The sequence below is a fragment of the Aeromonas sp. A35_P genome, from assembly GCF_002259925.1.
GTDB classification, from domain to species: Bacteria; Pseudomonadota; Gammaproteobacteria; order Enterobacterales; family Aeromonadaceae; genus Aeromonas; species Aeromonas dhakensis.
The window spans coordinates 1-22453 of record NZ_NEVB01000227.1 but is presented as its reverse complement, the minus strand read 5'-3'; the positions used below and the strand labels follow the sequence as shown (position 1 = coordinate 22453).

The following is a 22453-nucleotide window of genomic DNA, read 5'->3' as shown; positions in this document are numbered from 1 at the left end:
ATTAAGCATTTATCAAACAAGTGCTCACTACGGGAATAAAAAGAATGGTCGAGGATACTTTTTTATCGGCTCATGGAATTAATCGCCGTGACTTCATGAAATTGTGCGCCGGGATGGCCGCAACCCTTGGATTAAGCCAACACGCCGTCGCCAAGATGGCTACCGCGCTCACCAGCCCCGAGCGGCCACCGGTGATCTGGATCGGGGCGCAGGAGTGTACCGGTTGCACCGAGTCGCTGCTGCGCGCCACCCACCCCACCATCGAGAACCTGATCCTCAACACCATTTCGCTGGAGTACCACGAGGTGCTCTCGGCGGCCTTCGGTCATCAGGCCGAAGAGAACAAGCACAATGCCATCGAACGCTACAAGGGCAAGTATGTGCTGGTGGTGGATGGCTCCATCCCGCTTAAAGATGGCGGCATCTACTGCATGGTGGCCGGTGAGCCCATCGTCGACCATATTCGCCGTGCGGCTGCCGATGCGGCTGCCGTCATCGCCATCGGCTCCTGCGCCGCCTGGGGCGGAGTGCCCGCCAGCGGTGGCAACCCCACCGGCGCCGTCAGCTTGGAGGAGGCCCTCGGCAACCTCGGCACGCCGATTATCAATATCCCGGGCTGCCCGCCCAATCCCCACAACTTTCTCACCACGGTCGCTTACTACATCACCTACGGCAAGCTGCCGACGCACGATGCCAAGAAGCGGCCGCTGTTTGCCTATGAGCGGCTCATCCACGAGAACTGCGAGCGTCGTCCGCACTTCGACGCAGGGCGTTTTGCCAAGGAGTTTGGCGATGAGGGCCACCGTCAAGGCTGGTGTCTCTACCATCTGGGCTGCAAAGGGCCGGAGACCTACGGCAACTGCTCGACCCTGGAGTTCTGCGACGTGGGCGGCGGCATCTGGCCGGTGGGCATCGGCCACCCCTGCTACGGCTGCAACGAGCAGGGGGTGGGGTTCAGCAAGGGGATCTTCCAGCTCGCCAAGGTGGAGAATCCCACCCCGCGGGTGAACAAGCCCGACGTGGCCATCCAGGAGGGAGGGCACATGTCGCCCACCGCCACCGGCCTTATCGGTGGGGCGCTCGGGGTGCTGGTCGGGGTGAGTCTGATGACGGTGCGCGAGCTCGGCCGCCAGCAGAAGCGCCATGAAGCCGGGCAGCACACCTCACGGGAGGAGTGACCGTGAACAGACGCAATTTCCTCAAATTCGCCTCCGTCGGTGCGCTGGCGGCGGGCACCACCGTCTCCGGCACTGCCCTGGCGGCGGCACAGAACAAGCCGCCCATTCCCGGCGCGCTCGGCATGCTCTACGACTCCACCCTCTGCATCGGCTGCCAGGCCTGTGTGGCGGAGTGTCAGCGTCTCAACGGCAACCCGGCCAATCCGGCCGGGGAAGCGACCTGGTCCAACAACGACAAGCTGAGCCCCTACACCAACAACATCATTCAGGTGTGGAAGAGCGGCACGGGTGAGCACAAGGATCAGCTGGTGGATGGCTATGCCTACATCAAGAAGCAGTGCATGCACTGCGTCGATCCCAACTGCGTCTCCGTCTGTCCGGTGCAGGCGCTGACCAAGGATCCCAGGACCGGCATCGTCCACTACGACCCGGACGTCTGCACCGGCTGCCGCTACTGCATGGTGGGCTGCCCGTTCGACGTGCCCAAATATGACTACGACAACCCGTTCGGGGCGATCCACAAGTGCGAGCTCTGCAACCAGAAGGGGCTTGCGCGCATCGATCAGGGCAAATTGCCCGGCTGCGTCGAGGTGTGCCCCACCGGCGCCGTCATCTTCGGCACCCGCGAGGCGCTGATGGCCGAGGCCAAGCGCCGGCTGCTGGCCACCCCGGGCAGCGAATATGCCTACCCGCGCCAGACCTTCAGCGCCAATGACCCCTACCTGCATGAAGTGCCCAACTACCAGCCTTACGTCTATGGCGAGAAGGAGGGGGGCGGCACCCAGGTGCTGGTGCTGGCCGGGGTGCCCTACAGCAAGCTCGACATGCCTGACTTGCCGGAGCTCTCCTCTGGCGCCCGCTCCGAGCACATCCAGCACACCCTCTACAAGGGGATGGTGCTGCCGCTGGTGGTGCTGACCGGGCTCTCGGTGCTCATTCGCCGCAACACCAAGGACCATCAGGATGGCGACGATCATGACTCGCACGCGGGCCATGACAAGCAATCGGGAGGCAAGGATCATGAGTAATCACAAGGCACATCCGCTGGGGGGCAGGCTGGTCAGCTGGCCGGTCATGGTGCTGGCGCCGTTCGTCATCCTGTGCGGCATGCTGATCCTCAAACGCCTCATCTTCGGGCTGGGCTCGGTCACCGATCTGAACGGCGGCTACCCCTGGGGGCTCTGGATCTCGTTCGATCTGCTGATCGGCACCGGTTTCGCCTGCGGCGGCTGGGCGCTGGCCTGGGCCGTCTACGTCTTCAACCGGGGCGAGTATCACCCGCTGGTGCGACCGGCGCTCTTGGCGAGCCTGTTCGGTTATTCGTTGGGTGGTCTCTCCATCACCATCGACGTCGGCCGTTACTGGAACTTGCCCTACTTCTACATTCCTGGTTTCTTCAACACCTCCTCGGTGCTGTTCGAGACGGCGGTCTGCATGACCATCTACATCGGGGTGATGGCGCTGGAGTTTGCCCCCGTGTTGTTGGAGAAGTTCGGCTGGAAGACCTCCATGGCGCGGCTCAACAAGATCATGTTCTTCATCCTGGCGCTGGGGGCCCTGCTGCCCACCATGCACCAATCCTCCATGGGATCCCTGATGATAGTGGCGGGGCAGAAGATCCATCCGCTCTGGCAAAGCTACGAGCTGCTGCCGGTCTTCTCGCTTCTGACCGCCTTCATCATGGGCTTCTCCATCGTCGTGTTTGAAGGCTCCCTGGTGCAGGCGGGGCTGGCGGGGCGCGGCCCCAACGAGAAGTCGCTGTTCTACAAGCTGACCCAGGTGATCGACATCTTCCTGATCCTGTTCGTGGCGCTGCGCTTTGCCGAGATCGTCATCAACGACAAGTCGGCCTATCTCTCCGAATTTAACCGTTACTCCATCATGTTCTGGAGCGAGATCGCGCTGATGATCTTCCCGCTGCTGGTGTTCCACTGGGACAAGAGCCGCCGCGATTCGCGCATGTTGTTCCTGGGGGCCCTCAGCATGCTGCTGGGCGCCGCCCTCTGGCGACTGGACTACTCCCTGCTCGCCTTCAACCCCGGCAATGGCTACCACTACTTCCCCTCCGCGGCGGAAGTGCTGATCTCCCTGGGCTTCGTCGCCATCGAGGTGTGTGCCTATTTGCTGCTGATCCGGCTCTTGCCGGTACTGCCATCACTTGAACGTGTTCACCAAGATTATCAGGCCCGAGGGAAAGCCAACGTATGAGCCAACGTATCACCATAGACCCCATCACCCGCATCGAGGGTCACCTGCGTATCGACTGTGAAATCGAAGGCGGAGTCGTCACCAAGGCCTGGTCGTCCGGCACCATGTGGCGCGGGATGGAGGAGATCGTCAAGGGCAACGACCCGCGCGATGCCTGGATGATAGTGCAGCGCATCTGCGGGGTGTGCACCTCCATTCACGCCATCGCCTCGGTGCGGGCGGTGGAGAACGCCATCGGCGCCAAGGTGCCGGTCAACGCCCAGTTTATCCGCAACCTGATCATCGCGGCCCACAATATCCACGATCACATCGTCCACTTCTATCAGCTCTCCGCGCTGGACTGGGTGGACATCACCGCCGCATTGCAGGCCAATCCACAAAAAGCGGCAGACATGCTCAAGGGGGTATCGACCTGGTCCCTCAACAGCGCCGAGGAGCTGACCAAGGTGCAGGACAAGATCCGCGCCCTGGTGGCGAGCGGTCAGCTCGGCATCTTCGCCAACGGCTACTGGGGCCACAAGGCGATGAAACTGAGCCCGGAGGTGAACCTCATCGCCGTGGCCCACTACCTGCAGGCACTGGAGTGCCAGCGCGATGCCAACCGCATCGTCGCCATCCTCGGCGGCAAGACTCCCCACATCCAGAACCTGGCGGTGGGCGGGGTGGCCAACCCCATCAACCTGGATGCACCGAGCGTGCTCAACCTCGAGCGCCTCATGTATGTGAAGAGCTTTATCGACCGGCTCGGCGAGTTCATCGAGCAGGTCTACAAGGTGGATGCCGCCATCATAGCCGCGCACTACCCCGAGTGGCTGAACCTGGGGCAGGGGGCCAGGCACTACCTGAGCGTGCCTGAGCTGCCTACCGATGGGGAGGGCGGCAGCTTCCTGATGCCCGGCGGCTACATCGAGAACGGCGATCTGGCCGGCTATCGCCCCATCGAGAGCCATCAGGATGCCTGGCTGATGGATGGCATCGCCGAGAGCAACAAGCACGCCTGGTACAAGGATGACGAACCCCTCAAGCCGTGGGAGGGCAAGACCGAGCCCAACTACACCGGCTGGCAGGATGACGGCAAGTACTCCTGGGTCAAATCCCCCACCTTCTACGGCAAGGTGGTGGAGGTGGGGCCGCTCGCAGACCTCCTGGTCAAGCTGGCCGCCAAGCACCCGGAGACGGTGGCGCACTTCGATCAGCTGAACGGCCTCTACAAAACGCTCACCGGCTCTGCCATCAAGACCGAACAGCTGCACTCCACCCTGGGCCGCATCATCGGCCGGGCGGTGCGCTGCTGCGTGCTCAAAGACACCTTGTCACATCAGTGGCAGGCGCTGGTGGACAACATCGGCAAGGGGGATGTCAGCGCCTACATCAAGACCGAGATCCCGGCGGACAAGGAGTTTCGCGGGGTGGGCTTTGAAGAGGCGCCGCGCGGCATGCTCTCCCACTGGATCGTCATCAAGGGCGGCAAGATCGAGAACTATCAGGCGGTGGTGCCGTCGACCTGGAACTCGGGTCCGCGCAACTTCAACGACGAGCCCGGCCCCTACGAGCAATCCCTGGTAGGCACCCCGGTGGCGGATCCTGCCAAGCCGCTGGAGGTGGTGCGCACTATCCATTCGTTCGACCCCTGCATGTCCTGCGCGGTGCACGTGGTGGATACCCAGAGTGGTGAAACGACTCAGGTGAAGGTGCTGTGATGAACACCCTGATCCTGGGCGTGGGCAACCTGCTGTTGAGTGACGAGGCCGTCGGTGTGCGCATCGTCGAGGGGCTGGAGCGCGACTACCGTTTCGCCCCCGGCATCGAGCTGCTTGACGGCGGCACCGCCGGCATGGAACTGCTCGAAGCCATGGCCAGTCGCGACCACATCATCTTGGCGGACGCGGTGCGCAGCGGCAATCCACCGGGTACTGTGGTGACCCTGAAGGATGAGGAGATCCCGACCCTGTTCGGTCGCAAGATCTCTCCCCATCAGCTGGGGCTGGCGGATGTGCTCTCGGCGCTGCACATGACGGGGGAATCCCCCAGGCGGCTCACCCTGATCGGGGTCGAGCCAGAATCCCTCGAGCCCCGCATCGGCCTCACCCCTGTGGTGGCGGCTGCCATGGGGGAGGCGACGGATCGGATTTTGACTCTGCTGGCCAGTCTGGGGGCACCGGCCATCCCGCTCTCTGAGCAGGAGAAGGCCGAGCGAGCGCGGGAGGGCGTATGGCGCAATCCATTGTGAATGAGGCAGTGAACGAAGCCGTGAAAGAGCCGGCGCAGGAGTTTGCCGGCTTTGCCACGAACCCTGCACCGCGCCTGGTGGCCCAGTACGAGCGGATCGCGCAGCAAGAGATGCAGGCGTTGCCGTTCTATCACGCTGCCATGCCCATAGTCGCCGAGTGCACCCTGTTTGAAGGGCAGTGGCTCGGCTGCGTGCTCACCCCCTGGATGCTGAGCGTGGTGGTGCTGCCGGGGCCGGATCAGCTCTGGCCGGTGCGCAGCAGCGAACGCCTCGCCCTGCAGCTCCCCTGCGGCAACCTGACCTTTATGGTGGGGGCATTGCCCGAGACGGGGCAGTTGCTGGCCTGCTCGCTCATGTCCCCCATCGACCCGCATCTGGGGGCCGACGAGGGGCGGGCGCTGGTGAGCAGCACCCTCAAGATGTTGCTTTCGCTTCCGGTGCAGCAAGGTGCTGGTGAGGTTGATCTGGGACGCAGACGGCTGTTTGCGGGCCGCAGAACGCGATAACCATCGCCAGCACGAAGCTAGGTTTCACACGAAATCAAGTTTAGAATAGGGGCCGTTTTGGCCCCTCACTCGCTTCTGTCGTGCCCCTGTTTTTCGATAGTGAGTGGTAAAACGAACAAGGGATCTTATGACCATTCAATGCTTTGGCTGCCACTCAGGTAGCAACGCCGGCCGCCGCAAAGGCCTCTCTGCCACGGCGGCCGCCTTGCTGGCCCTGCTTTCGGGCGGTTTATCTTCCATGGCGCTGGCAGCCCAGCCCGTCCCCGCCGAGCTCAAGCTCGCCATCGGCAGTGAGCCCACCGAAGGGTTCGACCCCCTGCTTGGCTGGAGCCACGGCAGCTACCTGCTGCTGCACAGCCCGCTGCTCAAGCAAAACGCCGACCTCAGCTGGCAGAACGTGCTCACCCAATCGGTGACCCCGAACCAGGATGGCAAGGGGTGGCTTATCCGCCTCAAGCCGGATCTTAAATTCTCCAACGGCGCGCCGCTCACCGCCGAAGACGTGGCCTTTACCTACAACAGCGCAGCCCAGGGCGGCGGCAAAATCGACATGGGCAACTTTGTCTCGGCCAGGGTGCTCTCGCCCACCGAGGTGGCCATCTCTTTAAGCGCTCCCCAGAGTACCTTCGTCAACGTGCTGGGATCGCTGGGGATAGTGTCGAAGCGGGATTACGACGCAAAAGCTTACGCCCGCCATCCGGTCGGCGCCGGCCCTTACCGGCTGGTGAGCTTCCTGCCCGGTCAACAGCTGGTGGTGGAGGCCAACCCCCATTACGCCGGTGGCAGCAATGGCTTCAAGCGGCTGGTGTTTGTCTTTATCGATGAAGAGAGCGCCTACGCCGCCGCCCAGAGCAGCCAGCTCGATCTGGTGCGCATCGCTCCGTCGCCGGCGCCTACAGTCCCTGCCTCCCTCAAGCTGTGGGTGCGCCCGAGTGTGGAAAACCGCGGTATCGTCTTCCCTATTCCGCCAGCGGGCGGCAAAGATGCCAAGGGCTATCCCATCGGCAACGACGTGACCTCGGACGTGGCGGTGCGCCGCGCCATCAACTACGCCATCGACCGCCAGCTGCTGGCTGACCAGCTGCTGGAGGGGCATGCCATCCCCGCCTACAGCGCGGTAGAGGGCTTGCCCTGGCTGAACAAAGCCACCGCTTTCAAGGACGGGGATGCGGCCCACGCCAACGCCCTGCTCGATGAGGCAGGCTGGAAGATGGGGAGCGATGGCGTTCGCCACAAAGGCAATCTGCGCGCCGCCTTTACCCTCTGGTACACCAGCGGTGACAGCACCCGCCGGGATCTGGCGGAAGCGGTGCGGGCCATGCTCAAACCCATCGGCCTCGAGGTGAGCCTCAAGTCCGGCAGCTGGGAGCAGGTGGAGCGCGAGATGCACGCCAATCCGGTGCTGATGGGGTGGGGGAGTCTGGATCCCATGGAGCTCTATCATCACTACCAGAGCGGCTCCGCCGGCGTGGAGTTCTACAACCCGGGTTATTACAGCAATCCGGTGGTGGATGGCCACCTCAAGCAGGCGCTGGATGCCCCCGACTGGCAGGCGGCCGTGCCGTTCTGGCAGCAGGTGGAGTGGGATGGCAAGACCGGTGCCGGAGTGCAGGGGGATGCCGCCTGGGCCTGGCTGCTCAACGTGCAGCACACTTATCTCGCCAACCGCTGCATCGACCTTGGCAAGGGGGCGCCGGAAATTCACGGTAGCTGGTCCCTGCTCAACAACCTACAGGATTGGCGGTGGACGTGCCGCTAAGTTCGTCCACCATGATGACTGCAACACTGAAAGCCCTGCTGCGTTTGGCAGGGCTGCTCTGTCTGGTCTCTGTCGCCACCTTTGTGCTGCTGAGCTACTCCCCCATCGACCCCGTCAAGGCCTATATCGGCAACGATCTACTCCATGTACCGCCCGAGCAATACGCCCGCATCGCCGCTCGCTGGGGGCTAGATCAGCCGCTCTGGCTGCGCTACTGGCACTGGTTCAGCCAGGTGCTGCAGGGGGATCTCGGCTACTCCATGCTCTACAACGCACCGGTGGGTGCAGTCATAGGCCAGCGCTTTGCTGCCTCCTTCCTGCTGTTGGCGGGGGCCTGGCTGCTCTCCGGCTTGTTCGGCATCCTGCTTGGCCTCTGCGCCGGTCGCTATCTCAACCGCTGGCCCGATCGCCTGATTTGCCGCTTTGCCTACCTGCTCGCCTCCTTGCCCACCTTCTGGGTGGGCCTCTTGCTGCTGGCGCTGTTTGCGGTGCATTGGCCCTTGTTGCCGGTCTGCTGCGCCTGGACACCGGGCCTCGTTGCCGATGAGGTGGACTGGTTGATGCGGTTACGCCATCTGTTGCTGCCGGTCACCACCCTGGCGCTGCTGGGGCTTGGCAATATCGCCCTGCATACCCGGGAGCGGGTGGCCGAGGTGCTGGCGAGCGACTTTATTCGCTATGCCCGCGCCCAGGGGGATGGCGGCTGGCCCATGCTGCGCTTTCACGTGCTGCGCCACGCTCTGACGCCGGCGATCTGCCTGCAGTTTGCATCGCTCGGTGAGCTTATCGGTGGATCGCTCCTGGCAGAGAGGGTTTTCTCCTATCCGGGGCTCGGCCAGGCCACCGTGGATGCGGGGCTGCGGGGAGATATCCCCCTGCTGATGGGAATCGTGCTCTTCTGCACCCTGCTGGTCTTTTTGGGCAACACGGCGGCGCGGGTGCTGCTGGCCCGCATCAACCGGGGTTGGGAGGGGGTGCATGCTGTTTAATCCGCTCCCCTCCTTGCTGCGTCTGGGTTTTGCGCTGATCTGCCTGCTGCTGCTGGCCAGCTATGGTTGGAGCCTCTCTCATCAGGATGTGCCGATGGATCTGCTGGCCCGCCAGCAGCCCCCCTCGCTGATTCACTGGTTCGGCACCGATCAGATGGGTCGGGATCTCTGGCTGCGCGCCTTTCAGGGCACCCTCACCAGTCTGGAGTTGGGGCTAGGCACGGCCCTGTGCAGCGGCCTGCTGGCCATGGTGGCGGCCAGTGTCTCGCTCATTCATCCCAGGTGCGATGCGGCGGTGCGGCTGGTGATCGACGCCATGCTGGCGCTGCCCCATATGCTGTTGTTGATCCTGATCTGCTTTACCGCAGGGGGTGGCATGCGCGGGGTGATCCTGGCGGTGGCGCTCACCCACTGGCCCAAGCTGGCGCTCATTCTCTGCGCCGAGGCGCGGCGGATCGCCAGCAGTGACTATGTGGTGCTGGCCCGCTGTCAGGGGATGGGGGCGCTGCGCCGCTGGTGCACCCACCTGCTGCCGGGGCTGTTGCCCCAGTGGTTTATCGGCACCTTGCTGATGTTCCCCCACGCGGTGCTGCACAGCGCGGCGCTGAGCTTCCTCGGCTTTGGTCTGGCGGCCCACGAGGCCTCGCTGGGCTTGCTGCTGGCCGATGCCTTGCGTTATCTGGCCGGTGGCGGTTGGTGGCTGGCCCTCTTCCCCGGTCTGATGCTGCTGACGTTGGTTTTACTGTTTGATCAGGCCACTCGCGCCCTGCAACAACTCTGGTTTGGGGGAGAACCATGCTGAGTTTTGAAAGCGCCATCTGGCGTCAGCACAGTCTGGCTGGCGCCGCTGTTCGATCAGGTGACTCGCGCGCCCTGCAACAACTCTGGTTTGGGGGAGAACCATGCTGAGTTTTGAAAGCGCCATCTGGCGTCAGCACAGTCTGGCTGGCGCCGCTGTTCGATCAGGTGACTCGCGCGCCCTTCAACAACTCTGGTTTGGGGGTGAACCATGCTGAGCTTCGACCAGGTGACCATAGAGGCGGCCCACTACTCCTGGCTGGGACGGTGCAGCTGGCGGCCTTTGCTGACCGATATCAGCCTGCAACTGGCGCCGGGGGAGATAGTGGCACTGGTGGGGGGGAGCGGCGAGGGCAAGAGCCTGCTGTTGCAAAGCGCCCTGACTCTGCTGCCGGATAATCTGCGCATGCGCGGCGCCATCTCCCTCGATGGCACGCCCCTGTGCGACGCCAGCCGGGCCGGACTGCGCGGCCACACCCTCTGTTATGTGCCGCAGGGGGTGAGCGCCCTCAATCCACTGCTGACGGTGGAGCGTCAGCTGGGGCGTGCGGCGCGCCTCTGCGGTCAGAGCGGTTCTCGCGAGCGGCTCGGTGAGCAGCTGCTGCGTTACCAGCTGCCCGCCACCACGCTGGACAGCTATCCGCGCCAGCTCTCCGGTGGCATGGCCAAGCGCATTCTGGCCTGCACCGCGGCCCTTGGCGGTGCCCGCTACATTCTGGCGGACGAGATCACCGCCTGGCTCGACGAGGGGCTGGCCTGCCAGCTGCTCAGCCAGTTGCGTGAATTGGCCAATCAGGGCCGCGGTATCCTCTGGGTCACCCACGATCTGGCGCTGGCGGCCCGTTTTGCCGATCGCATAGTCGCGCTGCATCAGGGCCAGGTGAGCGACACCTTGAGCTGCCACCATCTGCGCCAGGGGCAGGGGAGCGAGATGCTTCGTGCCCACTGGCAGGCGCTGCCGGAGTTCAATTCGCTCTTCTCTGTGCCGGAAGTTTCCTGATGCTGGTATCTCTGAGACTGGCCGTGTGCTGCGCGGCAGATATTCAGTGGCAGGCGCTGTCGGAATTCAATGCGCTCTTCTCTGCGCCGGAGGTGTCCTGATGCTGGAAGTACGAAATCTCACCATTGCCCAGGGGGAACGCCCCCTCTGGCAGGGGCTATCGCTGACGGTGAAAGCGGGCGAGCGGCTCGGCATCTCTGCGCCGAGCGGTTATGGCAAGACCACTCTGGGGCGGGTATTGGCGGGTTGGCAACCGGTTGGGGCGGGTGGGCAGATCCTGCTGGATGGGCAGTCTGTGCCTGAACAGGTAAAAGGTTATCACCCCATCCAGCTGGTGCCCCAGCATCCGGAGCTTACCTTCAATCCCTATCGCACTACCGGGCAGGCGCTCTGGGATGTATGGCGCCCCGATGACGCCATGCTGGTCCGTTTTATGGTCAAGCCTGCCTGGCTTGGTCGTAAACCCGGTCAGCTCTCCGGTGGTGAGCTGGCCCGTATCGCACTGCTGCGTGCCCTCGATCCCCGCACCCGGTTGCTGATTGCCGATGAGGTGACCGCCCAGCTGGATCCGCAAATCCAGCGTCAACTCTGGCGGGAGTTGATGGTTGAGTGCGAGCAGCGCGGGCTCGCCATGCTTGTCTTCAGTCACCAACAGGCATTATTGCGCCAGATCTGCCATCGGGTGTTGCGCTTTGGTGAGGTGCAGCCTGAGCCTATGGTGCTGGCCGAAAGTGCTGCTTAAGGGTTAGTTCCCCCTCATCCCCAGCCCTTCTCCCGCAAGGGGAGGAGGGAACAGAAGGAGCCATCTCATCACGCTCAGGGTTTAGGGTTTGGAGAACTTCGGGGTTTGAAAATATGGCTGGTTGTTATGCTCGAAGCACCCTGAGGGGGTTGAGGGAGTCGTATAGTCGCGGCATCCACGAACCGGTTCCCTCTCCCTGGGGAGAGGGCCAGGGTGAGGGGCGAGTATGAAACGCTGGCCATTCTGGACAGAGGAATTGTTGGCAAAGTACGCAGATAAAAGAGAGGGAGGCATCAGCCTCCCTCTCTTGTTTTCTACCGTTATCAGCGGCGTTTAACCGGTTCTGGTTCAGGCCGTGGCCAGCCAGTTGAGCCAGGCATCCATCCCTTCACCCGTGGTGGCGCTGACCTGGATCACCTGGATATAGGGGTTGACCCGTTTGGCGTTCTCGATGCAGCGGGCCACGTCAAAGCTGACATAGGGCAGCAGATCGATCTTGTTGATCACCATCAGCTGGGCGGCGGCGAACATGTCCGGGTATTTCAGCGGCTTCTCTTCCCCCTCGGTGACGGAGAGGATCGCTACCTTGTACTTCTCGCCGAGATCGAAGCTGGCGGGGCAGACCAGATTGCCCACGTTCTCGATAAAGAGGATGCCCCCGGGATTGGCGGGCAGCTGGTGGCAGGCATCGTGGACCATTTTGGCATCCAGATGGCAGCCCTTGCCGGTGTTGATCTGCACGGCAGGGACACCGGTGGCACGAATGCGATCCGCATCACTGCTTGTCTGTTGATCCCCTTCGAGCACGGCGCAGGGGCGCTTGTCGGCCAGCTGGCGCAGGGTTTCGCAGAGCAAAGTGGTCTTGCCTGAACCCGGGCTCGACACCAGGTTGAGCACCAGTTGGTCTGCGGCAGTGAAGTGCTCGCGGTTGTGGGCCGCCAGTGAATTGTTCTTGGCCAGCACGTCCATCTCGATGGCGATCAGTTGGCGCTGTCCCATGCCGGGCACTGACAATCCCGCTTCCCCTTTGCCATAGTGCAGATCACCCTGCTGATGGTCATGGTCATGGTCATGGTCATGGTCATGGTCATGGCTGTGATCATGGGGATGCGCGTGGGAATGGCCGTGGTCATGAGAGTGGGCATGTTCATGATGATGGTCGTGGGGGTGATCATGGTGGTGCTCATGCCCCTCATGACTTATGGGTGCCCGCACCCCGTGGTAGTGGTGATGGACATCCCCCTGATGGTGATAGTGGTGGTGAATGATCAGGGTACGCTGCGCACTCTGCTCGTGGTCATGATGATGATGGTCGTGCTCATGCCCATGTTCATGGTGATGTTCATGTTCGTGATGATGCTCATGATCGTGTTCATGGCCGGCGATCCGCGCCTGGCCGCATCCGCATACGCTACACATATCAACTTACCTCGATGTCGGTGATGCGCAGGCTGTTCCCTTGCGCGACTCGTAATTTGTATCCGCCACACCCGGGGCAGGCCTGCCCGCGCTCGGTGAGGGTGACCGTCTGGTTGCAGTCGTAACACCAGGCCTCTGCCGCCTGGTGCTGAAAGTGCAGCTGGGCCCCTTCGACGGCGGTGCCCTTGGCGGCCGCCTCGAAACAGAAGGCAATGGTGTCCGGGTCGACGCAGGAGAAGCTGCCGACCTCGAGCCAGAGGGCGGTCACCTTGGTAAAGCCCCGCTGGGTGGCCTGCTCGGCCGCCAGATCGATGGCGGCCATGGCCAGAGACATTTCGTGCATGGTGGCTCCTTAACCGAGATGGGGAGGAGCAGTGACTCCTCCCTGTAATTGACGGAACGGCATGGTTGCTCAACAGATCCGCGGCAGCAGCTCCCCTTGCGGCAGCTCCAGATAACGGCGGCTACCCCAAGGGTTGTTCAGGATCACCTTGTGGCGATCGCTTGCCTGCACCACGCCGATCTGGCTGGCTGCTGGGTTGAACTGCCGCAAGATGCCCAGCGCGTCCTGCGCCTGTTCGGCAGGCAGGGCCAGCACCATGGTCCCCTCGTTGGCGAGATCATGGGGTTCGAAACCGTAGAGTTCGCACAGGCCCCGCACCGGATCGCAGACCGGAATGGCGGACTCTTCCAGTTCGATGGCCACCTGGGAGGCGGTGCTCCACTCGTTGAGCACGGCGGCAAGGCCACCGCGGGTGGCATCGCGCAGGGCGTGAGGGGTAATGCCGGCCTTCAGTAGCGCTTCGACCTGCGGCCAGAGGGTGGTGCAGTCGCTTTTCAGATCGGATCCCAGTTGCAGTGCGTCGCGGGCCATCAGGATGCAGGCGCCGTGGCGGCCGATATCCCGCGACACCAGAATGGCGTCACCGGCCTTGAGGTTGCGTACCGAGATGCCCCGGCTCTGTTCGGGCAGCGGGAAGGTACCGACCCCGCAGGTGTTGATAAAGATCTTGTCGGCCGCCCCCTTGGGCACCACCTTGGTGTCGCCGCAGACGATGCGGGCGCCGCTTTTGGCAAGCTCTGCTGCCATCGACTCGACGATGCGGGCGAGATCGGCGTAGGGGAACCCCTCCTCGATGATAAAGCTGGCGCTCAGATACTCGGGTTTGGCCCCCATCATGGCGAGATCATTGACCGTACCGGCGATGGCCAGCTTGCCGATATCGCCCCCCTCGAAGAAGAGCGGCGAGACGGTAAAGCTGTCGGTGGTAAAGGCGATGGGGCCGCTTACCGGCAGCAGGGCGGCATCTTCACCGCGCAGCAGGATCTCGTTGCCAAAGTGGCGAAAGAAGAGCTGGTTGATCAGCTGGTTCATCTCCACGCCGCCGCCGCCGTGGCTAAGTTGGATTTCTCTCATCGGGTCTGGTTCTCCACAAGATTGCAGAAACAGGCTGGTTCATCTCTCCTCATCACCCGACCGCCGTGGCTTAACTGAATTTCTCTCATTGGATCCCCATATATCGGTAGTAGGCATTGCAAGCCCCTTCGGAGCTGACCATGCAGCTGCCCATGGGCTGGGTCGGGGTGCAGCCCCGGCCAAAGACTTTGCACTGGTTCGGTTTGGCCAGGCCGCGCAGGATATCGGCGCACTGGCACGCCTTGTGGTCATCGATGGGAGTCTGATTGAGTGCAAAGTGACGCTCCGCATCGCGCTTGGCAAACGCATCGCGCAGGCGCAGGGCGGAGGCGTTGATATCTCCCAGACCTCGCCAGCGAAAGTGCTCGCGGGTCTCGAAAAAGCGCTCGACCAGCCGCTGGGCGGCTTTATTGCCACTGGCGGTGACGGCGCGGCTGTACTGCACCTCCAGCGCGTAGCGACCCTTCACCTTCTGGCGCACCATCATCAAGAGCGCCTCCATCACGTCCACCGGCTCGAAGCCACTCACCACCACCGGCACCTGATAGCGATCGACGATGGGCAGGTAGATATCGGCGCCGGTGATGACGCTGACGTGGGAGGGGCCGATAAAGGCGTTCACCTTGGCCACCCCGTCGGCCATCACCGCATGAATGGCGGGGGGCACCAGCACATGGTTGATATGAAACAGCAGGTTCTCAATCCCCTCAGCTTCAGCCGCAGCCAACAAGGCGGCCGTCATCGGGGTGGAGGTCTCGAAACCGATGGCGAAGAAGACCACGGTTTTGTCCGGGTTCTCACGGGCGATGCGCAGGGCATCGAGGGGGTCATAGACGGGGCGGATATCGCTCCCCTTGGCCCGCTGTTGGGCCAATGTGCCTTTGGAGCCCGGCACCCGGATCATGTCCCCAAGGGTGACCAGAATGACGTTCGGTTGGCAAGCCAGCTCGATGGCCTGATCGATGCGCTCTTTGGGCATGATGCAGACCGGGCAGCCGGGGCCGTGGACGAACTCGATGCTGGCCGGCAGCAACTGGTGCAGGCCGTATTTCATGATGGTGTGGGTATGGCCGCCGCACACCTCCATCACCCGCAGCGGCTCGGGCAGATCTTTGGCCAGTTCAGTGATCTGGGCGGCGAGGGCACGGATCACCTCGGGCTGGCGAAAGCCCTGAAACAGGTCATTCAAGGTCAGCATGGCAAGATATCCTGTTTGGGCATCAGGGCCACCATCTGGCGGAAGCTCTCGAGGCTGGCCTGCGCCTCCTCTTCGTCAATCTTGCTCATCACAAAGCCGATATGGAGCAGCACATAATCGCCTACCTGGAGAGGCTCCTCGAGCAGCATGCAGCTGACGCGCCGCTGCACTCCCAGGGTGTCGACGGTGACGCAGTTATCTTCGGGGTGCAGCTGCACCACCTGAGAGGGAATGGATAGACACATGGATTTCAGGACTCCGACAAGGTGGCACAACCGGTGGTGACAGGCTGGTGCGTGGCAAGATGGTGGATGGCAAACCAGAGCTGACCGGCGGCGATGCCACCGTCATTGAGCGGCAGGGTTTCAGAGGTCAATACCTGCCGGCCGGCGGCTTCGAGTGCGGGGACCAGCTGGTCCATCAACACCCGGTTTTGAAACACGCCGCCCCCCAGTACCACCGGATAGCCGGGGAAACGCCCGGCAAGGTCGATGACCAGCTTGCTGATGGCGCGGATAAAACCGGCAGCCCGGCGGGCGGTGGCGGTGCCTTGGCGCCGCTCGTTGACAAGGGTATGGATGAGCTCGGCCCACTCGAACTGCAGTGGCCCCTCTGTTGATTGGCTGAGATCAAAGGCGAGGGGGAAGGGCTGTTCATCGGGGGCAAGCTGCAAGGCGGCTGCCTCCAGCAAGAGTCCCGCTTCGCCCTCGTAATCCGGGGTATCGACAAGGCCCAACAGCGCCGCCACCGCATCGAACAGCCGACCGATGGAGCTGGTGTAAGGGGCGTTGCGACCGAGATGCCAGAGCTGGTGCAGGTTGCTGATCCGCTCGAGAGGCAGTTGCTTGATCGCCGGAATATCGAGGGCGCGGATCTGCTCAGGACTGTGCGATTCAAACAGCATCCCCAGCAGTTGGCGCACCGGCTCGCGGATGGCCGCCTCGCCGCCGATCAGCTTGAAGGGTTTGAGGTGGGCAACGCGTTCGAAGCCCTTTACATCGGCCAGCAGCAGCTCGCCGCCCCAGAGGGTGCCGTCATCCCCAAGGCCGGTGCCATCGAAGGCAACCCCCAGCACAGGGCCTGTGATGTTGTGCTCGACCATCACCCCCAGCAGGTGGGCGTGATGGTGCTGCACCTGGAGGTGGGTGGCACCATGGTCGCGGCAATAGTTTTTGGCCCACTGGTGGCTGAGGTAGCCCGGGTGGCGATCCGAGACCAGCAGTTCGGGTTTGAGATCGTAGAGATCGCGAAAGGTGGCCAGGGTCTGCTCGAAGTGGTCCTGCATCGGCAGGCTATGCAGATCGCCGATATAGGGGCTGTAGATGCGCTGGCGGCCGAAGGCGAGCGCCAGCTGGTTCTTCTGCTGCGCCCCGACAGCCAAGAGCGGCGCCTTGACCGCCTCTTGCAGGCTGGGGGTGCAGGGGGCATAGCCCCGGGCGAGGCGCAACGTCTGGCGCCGCCCGCCCGCCCACTGCACCAGACTGTCGTCGCACGGGTGCAGGATGGGGCGGTTGTGATCCAAGATGCCGTCAATCTCGCTGCCGAGTTCCCTGACCACCCCCTCGCACTCGATAAGGATCGGGCTGCCGCGACCATTGGCGCTGGTGGCCACCAGCGGCATGGCGCAGGCATCCAGCAGCAGCTGATGGAGCGGGGTATAGGGGAGCATAACTCCAAGGTAGGGGATGCCGGGGGCTATCCCCTCGGCCAGCGGGGCCGCAGGTTGCTGCGATTCTGAGAGCCGATCATCGTTTTTGCGCTTGCGCAGCAGGGTAATGGGTCTGGCCTGAGAGGCGAGCAGTTGCCACTCGTCTTCGCAGCCGGTGACATGCAGTTTGGCCTCGGCAAGGGAACCCATCATCACCGCCAGCGGCTTGCGCGCGCGCCGCTTGAGTGTTCGCAATCTGGCCACACTCTGTTCATTGCGAGCATCACATATCAGGTGATAACCCCCCATCCCCTTGACCGCAATCAGCGCCCCCGCTTGCAGGGCGCGGGCGGCTGCGTGCAGGGCATCCTCGCGCTCGGCCAGCGCATCGCCGCGGCCGCTGCGCCAGGTCAGATGGGGCCCGCACTCGGGGCAGCTCACCGGCTGGGCGTGGTAGCGTCTGTCCAGCGGGTTTTCATAGGCCGCCGCACAGCGCGGGCACATGGCAAAGCCCGCCATGGCGGTGTGGGGGCGGTCGTAGGGGAGGCGGCGGATGATGGTGTAGCGCGGGCCGCAGTGGGTGCAGTTGGTAAAGGGGTAGCAGTGGTGGCGATCTGCTGGATTGGCCACATCGTTGGCGCACGCCTCGCACATTCCCTGATCCGGCGAGATGGCCACCGTGGCCGCGCTCTGCTGCTGGCTCGCTTTAATTCGAAACGGGCCATGAAATTGGCCATCGAAGTCGGGATCATGAGCGAGGGGCAGTTCCCGCTCGCAAAAATGATCGATGCGGCTCAGCGGCGGTGCCAGTTCCCGCAGCTCGCGGGCAAAGCTGGCGAGCTGCTCGGGGGAGCCTTCGGCGCCGATGGTGACGCCGCTCGCGTCGTTCAACACATAGCCGGCAAGGCCGTGGCGCAGCGCCAGCCCATAGACGAAGGGGCGAAAGCCCACCCCCTGCACGATACCGTCGATATGAAATTCGCGGCGCAGCCGGTTGGCCACAGGATTGGCAGAGCCAGAGGGGGCGGTAGCAGCGCTCATGCCGGCTCCATCTCATCTTGAGTCTGCGGCAAACGCAACACCCGGCGCTCGTTCTCCTCGCGCCGCACCCAGCCATCCATCTCCATGCGCAGGCAGAACGGAATGGCGTATTTACGCGACAAACCGGTGATCTCCTTGAAGGATGCCATGTCGATCAGATCTCCCACCTGCTGGCCCGCCAGCACGGCGGTGACCATCTGGTTGTAAAGGGTGGCGTCGTAGTAGATGGGGCCATCGAGCTGCACCAGGTACTTGAGTCGCGCCAGATTGCGCAGCTGCTTTTGCAGGGCGCCTTTTTGTTGCAAGCCCTGCTGCAGGGCCGCGGGCAGTTTCTGGGTGATAAAGGGATCCAGCGCCACGCCGCCGGGGCCCAGTTTACCGGGCTCGTAACCCTCCTTGCCTTGATCTCGCACCACCTTGAGCACCAGCTGCGCCTCTTCCCCCAAATCATCTTCCGACTCGCCGCTGCCCGGCTGCCACTTGTCATGGTGCAGGCGGATCAGTTGCTCGCTCTTGAGCTGCTGGAGCAGGGCCTGAGTGACCGGCAGGGCGATGCCAAAGCGGGTCGTGAGCTCGGCGGCGCTCAGCGGTTCGCTGGCCAGGGTAGCGAGCAGCTGGTCGCGGCTCCGGGCCAGCCAGTGGTTGTCCAGCAGCCACTCACCGAGAGGGGTGACCTGCTCGGGCCGCTGGTCAAAGCGGCTGGCCAGCACATAGCCGTTGAGGCCCAGTTGCAGGGCGGCGGGGTTGTAGCGCTTGAGCTCTTCAGGCAGCTCGCCCAGCAGGGCGTGCAGCGCCTTGCGTCTGGCGGGGTGGATGTCGCCGCACCAGACGATGCGGGCGCCATGCAGCAGTTCGCTGCTGCCGTGGCGAATGATGGCAAGCGGCTGGCCGAAGAAGCAGGGGATGGGGCTGACAAAGATCAGCCGCGCCAGCCGGGTATCCTTGATGGGCACGAGACGGGCTCGGCCATGCCAGCTGCCGAGGGCGATTTCAACCTCGCGGTTGCGCTGTTCCCGGATGCTGCCGCCGACCTCATTTAGCCGCACGATAAGGTGGGTGGCCGCCTCGCACTGGCCGGCAGCGCTGGTAAGGCAGTGACCGCGGGCCACCTCCTTGTGGGGCACTTTTTTCAGGCCCACCGCCACCCGGCAGACGGCGCCAATTTCATCGACGCTCTGGTGATAGGCCTGCAGGGAGCGCACCTGTACTTCCCGGCCTGCGGGGTAGAGGCGCAGCTTGTCCCCCACCTTGAGTCTGCCCTGCTGCAGGGTGCCGGTAAGCACGGTACCTGTGCCGCTGGCGGTAAAGACCCGGTCTACATACAGTCGCGGGGCGGCCCGTTCGCGGGGGGCATGATGCTCGGCCATATCCCCCAGCTGGCGCACGATGGCGGCGTGCAGGGCAGCCATGTTCTCACCGGTCTTGGCGCTGACGCTGACGATATCGGGCACCATGCCGCTCTCGTCCATCACCCGCTCCAGCAGGCTCTCCTCAAGCAGCAAAAGCTCGTCGAGGCTGACCAGATCGCACTTGTTGATGCAGACCAAGAGACGCGGCACCCCCATCGCCTTGAGCAGGCGCAGGTGATCGCCGGTCATCGGCATCCACCCCTCGTCGGCGGCGATCACCAGCAGCACCAGATCCAGACTCCAGAGCCCTGCCACCATGTTGCGGATATAGCGCTCATGACCGGGCACGTCGATGACGCCTATGGTGTTGCCCTGACCGTCGTCGAAGTGGGCAAAGCCGAGATCCTGGGTCATGCCGATGGCCTGCTCGTGGGCACGGGCGGTGGTGATGCCGGTGAGCGCCTTGATAAGCAGGGTCTTGCCGTGATCCACGTGGCCGGCAAGGCCGATAACGGCGCGATAGGGGGTCATGGGATCAGGGCTCCTCGTTTGCTGTGGTCGGGCTGGGCAACAGCAGCGCTTTGAGCTGGGCGATCAGCAGCTCCATGTCCTCATCAAGCAGGGTGGCCATATTGAGCAGCACCTTCTGCTGGCGCACGGTGGCGATGACCGGTACCGGCAGTTCGCGCAGGGCATCAAGCAGCTGCTGGGCGGGGCGCGGATCGGTGCACTCCAGCGCAGGGGCCGGATAAAACTCGTCCGGCAAGGTGCCGCCGCCCACCACCAGTTGGGCGGGAACGGGCACAAAGCAGCCGGGCAGGGCAGATATCAGCTGGGAGGCTTTCGCCTCCATGGCGGCCGGGTTGCTTAAGACTCGCTGAGCGATACCCTCACCGACGGGGGATTTGTTGAGCTTGTGAATGAGCAGGCGTTCCAGCAGGGAGTGGATGATGCGGCTCGAGCGGAAGGTGCGCATCATGGGGTGTTTTTCCAGCCGCTTGATAAGGTCCGCGCGGCCGCTGATGATGCCGCACTGGGGTCCGCCCATCAGCTTGTCGCCGGAGTAGCAGACTAGATCCGCCCCCGCCTTGATGTACTGACGCACCGAGGTTTCGTCCGGCGCAAACTCTTCGGTGGTCAAGCCCGAGCCCTGATCCACCGCCAGCACCACCTGCTCGGGCAGGGCACGGGCCAGCTCGCCGATATCGGGGGATTCGGTAAAACCGCGAATGGCAAAATTGGATCTGTGCACCATCAGCACCAGCGCGGTCTGATCCGTGATGGCATCGAGGTAGTCTTTGGCGGTGGTGATATTGGTGGTGCCCACCTCCACCAGCTTGGCGCCGGAGAGCGCCAGAATGTCGGGAATGCGAAAGCCGCCGCCAATCTGGATCTGTTCACCGCGCGAGACGATCACCTCGCGCCCCTTGGCCACCTCCTGCAGCAGCAAAAAGAGGGAGGCGGCGTTGTTGTTGACCACCAGCGAATCCTCGGCCTGGGTGAGGCAGGTGAGCAAAGTGGCGATCAGCCCCTTGCGCCCGCCGCGCTTGCCGGTGGCGAGATCCAGCTCCAGATTGTTGTAACCGGTGTTGAGCTCGCGCACCTCGTCCCACAGCTCGGCACTTAATGGCGAGCGCCCCAGATTGGTATGCACCAGGGTACCGGTGGCGTTGATCACCCGGGTCTGACGCTGGCGCAGCTGCTGCTGGCAGCGTTTGGCAATCAGCGCCTCAAGATGCTCGGGGGCAACACCGTGCTGGCGAAAATCTTCGCTCTGGCGCAGTTCGCTCAGGGTATTGCGCACCGCCTGGGTCACCAGCGGGCGGCTCAGCGCCTCGATAAACCCTGCGAGAAAAGGTTGCTGCAGCAGCTGTTCCACTTGTGGCAAGCGGCGCTGGTTTGCTGGCGTCGCGGCATAAGAGGCGCTGGGGGCGAGGGAGGATACGTCAGACGGAGTTGGCATGGAATGACCCGGGCTGTGCGTGGGAGTGACATGCACGCCACCTTGCCGGGGAAAGCCGCTTCGAGGCTGCTTGTTTGCGGCTGTCCACCATTCATGAATTAAAAGGCGAATGGATAAATTAATTATTGAACAGGGAAATAAGCATGTTGAAGCGCATTCAGATTATATTGGCAATGCGGCAGGCGCCTTGTTTTAACAATATATGAAACGATCGCCAATCAGTCTTAGACAAAATTGACGGTTTCTCTCCAATATATGAGATTTGGCGGAAGAGGCAGGAATCGAACCTGCCAAAGCCTTCTCGGCTCTCATCGGTTTTGAAGACCGAGGAGGCCACCAGACCCCATCAGCTTCCGCAATGGCCACCATTTTGTGACAGTTTTTCGTGGCTGGCAACGATTTTTTATGTTTAAAAATAGCAGCTTGTATAATTTGCATAAAAATACATTGGCGTTGATGCATATCAATTTCATGGCAATTAGCCCGATGTTATTAATTCCTGATTACCCATGACCCTCAGCCAGCTTCAAGAGCCGATATGGCATCGGAGGGCTTGCCACGACTGCATGCCCCAATTCAACCAACATGCTTTTGAGGTCAAAACGATGATTAAACCGGAAGCAGTATTCAGCAAGATGTCTCGGTAAATGCTTCGCTCCGAGCGTATGGCAACTGCCCCGCAGCGAGTTCTTCACATTCCCTATCATCGTGTTTACCCAGTTGAATGCCGGATGATCCAGCAAGTCAAGGTTGCCCCCGGTGACAACACCCAGGTGCTCACAATTGGCCTCCTTCACCGCCCTGAAACAGGCCAATCCATCGGATATCACCGCGCTACCACTGGCAACATGCCGTTTTGCCCAATCAGCAATGGACTTGGTTTTGAAACCATCGACCACCGTCATCCGCATCTTGATTGGATGCCCTTCCTTGTTCAGGGCCACTGCTGCCACAAATGGCGTCTTGCCTGCCGCGCCCCGACCCCGTTTGCCACCACGGTGCTCGCCA

21 protein-coding genes and 1 tRNA gene are annotated in these 22453 nt (G+C 62.8%); 12 read left to right on the top strand and 10 right to left on the bottom strand.

Annotation, left to right across the window (positions count from 1 at the left end; genetic code table 11):
* Nucleotides 1–44 precede the first annotated feature (44 nt).
* From hybO to CAK78_RS17820, 11 genes are all read left to right on the top strand, one after another.
* Nucleotides 45–1178: a hydrogenase 2 small subunit gene (gene hybO, locus CAK78_RS17870; RefSeq protein WP_094698171.1), complete on the top strand. Its 1134-nt coding sequence runs from the start codon at nucleotides 45–47 to the stop codon at nucleotides 1176–1178.
* Nucleotides 1179–1180: 2 nt separating this feature from the next.
* Nucleotides 1181–2206 (top strand): hydrogenase 2 operon protein HybA, encoded by a 1026-nt coding sequence (hybA, locus tag CAK78_RS17865; protein WP_094698170.1) that lies wholly within the window; start codon nucleotides 1181–1183, stop codon nucleotides 2204–2206.
* Nucleotides 2199–3386, top strand: a complete 1188-nt coding sequence (gene hybB / locus CAK78_RS17860) for a Ni/Fe-hydrogenase cytochrome b subunit (protein WP_094698169.1) — start codon at nucleotides 2199–2201, stop codon at nucleotides 3384–3386. Before hybA ends, hybB begins: the two co-directional genes overlap by 8 nt.
* A complete protein-coding gene (gene hybC / locus CAK78_RS17855; protein WP_094698168.1) occupies nucleotides 3383–5086 on the top strand; it encodes a hydrogenase 2 large subunit in 1704 nt (567 codons plus the stop codon). Before hybB ends, hybC begins: the two co-directional genes overlap by 4 nt.
* Entirely contained in the window at nucleotides 5086–5616 is a 531-nt protein-coding gene (locus CAK78_RS17850) for a HyaD/HybD family hydrogenase maturation endopeptidase (protein ID WP_005301934.1), read from the top strand. The genes hybC and CAK78_RS17850 overlap by 1 nt, the downstream gene beginning before the upstream one ends.
* The gene (gene hybE, locus CAK78_RS17845) at nucleotides 5598–6122 is read left to right on the top strand and encodes a hydrogenase-2 assembly chaperone (protein ID WP_094698167.1); all 525 of its coding nucleotides are present in this window, start codon (nucleotides 5598–5600) and stop codon (nucleotides 6120–6122) included. Before CAK78_RS17850 ends, hybE begins: the two co-directional genes overlap by 19 nt.
* A gap of 127 nt (nucleotides 6123–6249) precedes the next feature.
* Complete coding sequence (locus CAK78_RS17840; protein ID WP_094698166.1) at nucleotides 6250–7881, top strand: ABC transporter substrate-binding protein; 1632 nt, start codon at nucleotides 6250–6252, stop codon at nucleotides 7879–7881.
* Nucleotides 7866–8870: an ABC transporter permease gene (locus CAK78_RS17835; RefSeq protein ID WP_094698165.1), complete on the top strand. Its 1005-nt coding sequence runs from the start codon at nucleotides 7866–7868 to the stop codon at nucleotides 8868–8870. The genes CAK78_RS17840 and CAK78_RS17835 overlap by 16 nt, the downstream gene beginning before the upstream one ends.
* On the top strand, nucleotides 8860–9672 hold the full coding sequence (locus CAK78_RS17830) for an ABC transporter permease (protein WP_094698164.1): 813 nt from the start codon (nucleotides 8860–8862) through the stop codon (nucleotides 9670–9672). Before CAK78_RS17835 ends, CAK78_RS17830 begins: the two co-directional genes overlap by 11 nt.
* A gap of 207 nt (nucleotides 9673–9879) precedes the next feature.
* The gene (locus CAK78_RS17825) at nucleotides 9880–10668 is read left to right on the top strand and encodes an ATP-binding cassette domain-containing protein (RefSeq protein WP_094698163.1); all 789 of its coding nucleotides are present in this window, start codon (nucleotides 9880–9882) and stop codon (nucleotides 10666–10668) included.
* Between the two features lie 100 nt (nucleotides 10669–10768).
* Nucleotides 10769–11410 carry an ATP-binding cassette domain-containing protein gene (locus CAK78_RS17820; RefSeq protein ID WP_094698162.1) on the top strand — a complete coding sequence of 214 codons (642 nt, stop codon included), beginning with the start codon at nucleotides 10769–10771 and terminating at the stop codon, nucleotides 11408–11410.
* Nucleotides 11411–11758: 348 nt separating this feature from the next.
* Here CAK78_RS17820 and hypB read toward each other — a convergent pair whose 3' ends face one another.
* Nucleotides 11759–12613 carry a hydrogenase nickel incorporation protein HypB gene (gene hypB / locus CAK78_RS17815; RefSeq protein ID WP_217900836.1) on the bottom strand — a complete coding sequence of 285 codons (855 nt, stop codon included), beginning with the start codon at nucleotides 12611–12613 and terminating at the stop codon, nucleotides 11759–11761.
* Between hypB and CAK78_RS23210 the strand changes: the two genes are divergently transcribed.
* Nucleotides 12494–12853, top strand: a complete 360-nt coding sequence (locus tag CAK78_RS23210) for a hypothetical protein (RefSeq protein WP_303396023.1) — start codon at nucleotides 12494–12496, stop codon at nucleotides 12851–12853. The two genes, hypB and CAK78_RS23210, sit on opposite strands and share 120 nt — an antisense overlap.
* Here CAK78_RS23210 and hypA read toward each other — a convergent pair.
* The 9 genes from hypA to CAK78_RS17775 all read right to left on the bottom strand — a co-directional run.
* Nucleotides 12831–13172, bottom strand: coding sequence for a hydrogenase maturation nickel metallochaperone HypA (hypA, locus tag CAK78_RS17810; protein ID WP_017765855.1), 342 nt, complete (start codon nucleotides 13170–13172; stop codon nucleotides 12831–12833). The two genes, CAK78_RS23210 and hypA, sit on opposite strands and share 23 nt — an antisense overlap.
* A 69-nt stretch (nucleotides 13173–13241) precedes the next feature.
* Nucleotides 13242–14246: a hydrogenase expression/formation protein HypE gene (gene hypE / locus CAK78_RS17805; protein WP_094698160.1), complete on the bottom strand. Its 1005-nt coding sequence runs from the start codon at nucleotides 14244–14246 to the stop codon at nucleotides 13242–13244.
* An 85-nt stretch (nucleotides 14247–14331) separates the two neighbouring features.
* Nucleotides 14332–15444 (bottom strand): hydrogenase formation protein HypD, encoded by a 1113-nt coding sequence (gene hypD / locus CAK78_RS17800; RefSeq protein ID WP_094698159.1) that lies wholly within the window; start codon nucleotides 15442–15444, stop codon nucleotides 14332–14334.
* Nucleotides 15438–15689, bottom strand: coding sequence for a HypC/HybG/HupF family hydrogenase formation chaperone (locus tag CAK78_RS17795; RefSeq protein ID WP_040065728.1), 252 nt, complete (start codon nucleotides 15687–15689; stop codon nucleotides 15438–15440). Before CAK78_RS17795 ends, hypD begins: the two co-directional genes overlap by 7 nt.
* Nucleotides 15690–15694: 5 nt before the next feature.
* Complete coding sequence (gene hypF / locus CAK78_RS17790) at nucleotides 15695–18133, bottom strand: carbamoyltransferase HypF (protein ID WP_094698158.1); 2439 nt, start codon at nucleotides 18131–18133, stop codon at nucleotides 15695–15697.
* The gene (gene selB, locus CAK78_RS17785; RefSeq protein ID WP_094698157.1) at nucleotides 18130–20013 is read right to left on the bottom strand and encodes a selenocysteine-specific translation elongation factor; all 1884 of its coding nucleotides are present in this window, start codon (nucleotides 20011–20013) and stop codon (nucleotides 18130–18132) included. Before selB ends, hypF begins: the two co-directional genes overlap by 4 nt.
* Before the next feature lie 4 nt (nucleotides 20014–20017).
* A complete protein-coding gene (gene selA / locus CAK78_RS17780) occupies nucleotides 20018–21445 on the bottom strand; it encodes an L-seryl-tRNA(Sec) selenium transferase (RefSeq protein ID WP_094698156.1) in 1428 nt (475 codons plus the stop codon).
* Nucleotides 21446–21708: 263 nt separating this feature from the next.
* Nucleotides 21709–21800, bottom strand: a tRNA-Sec gene (locus CAK78_RS22900).
* Nucleotides 21801–21948: 148 nt separating this feature from the next.
* The coding region (locus CAK78_RS17775) for an IS1595 family transposase (RefSeq protein WP_141214207.1) at nucleotides 21949–22453 on the bottom strand (505 nt) is incomplete at its 5' end.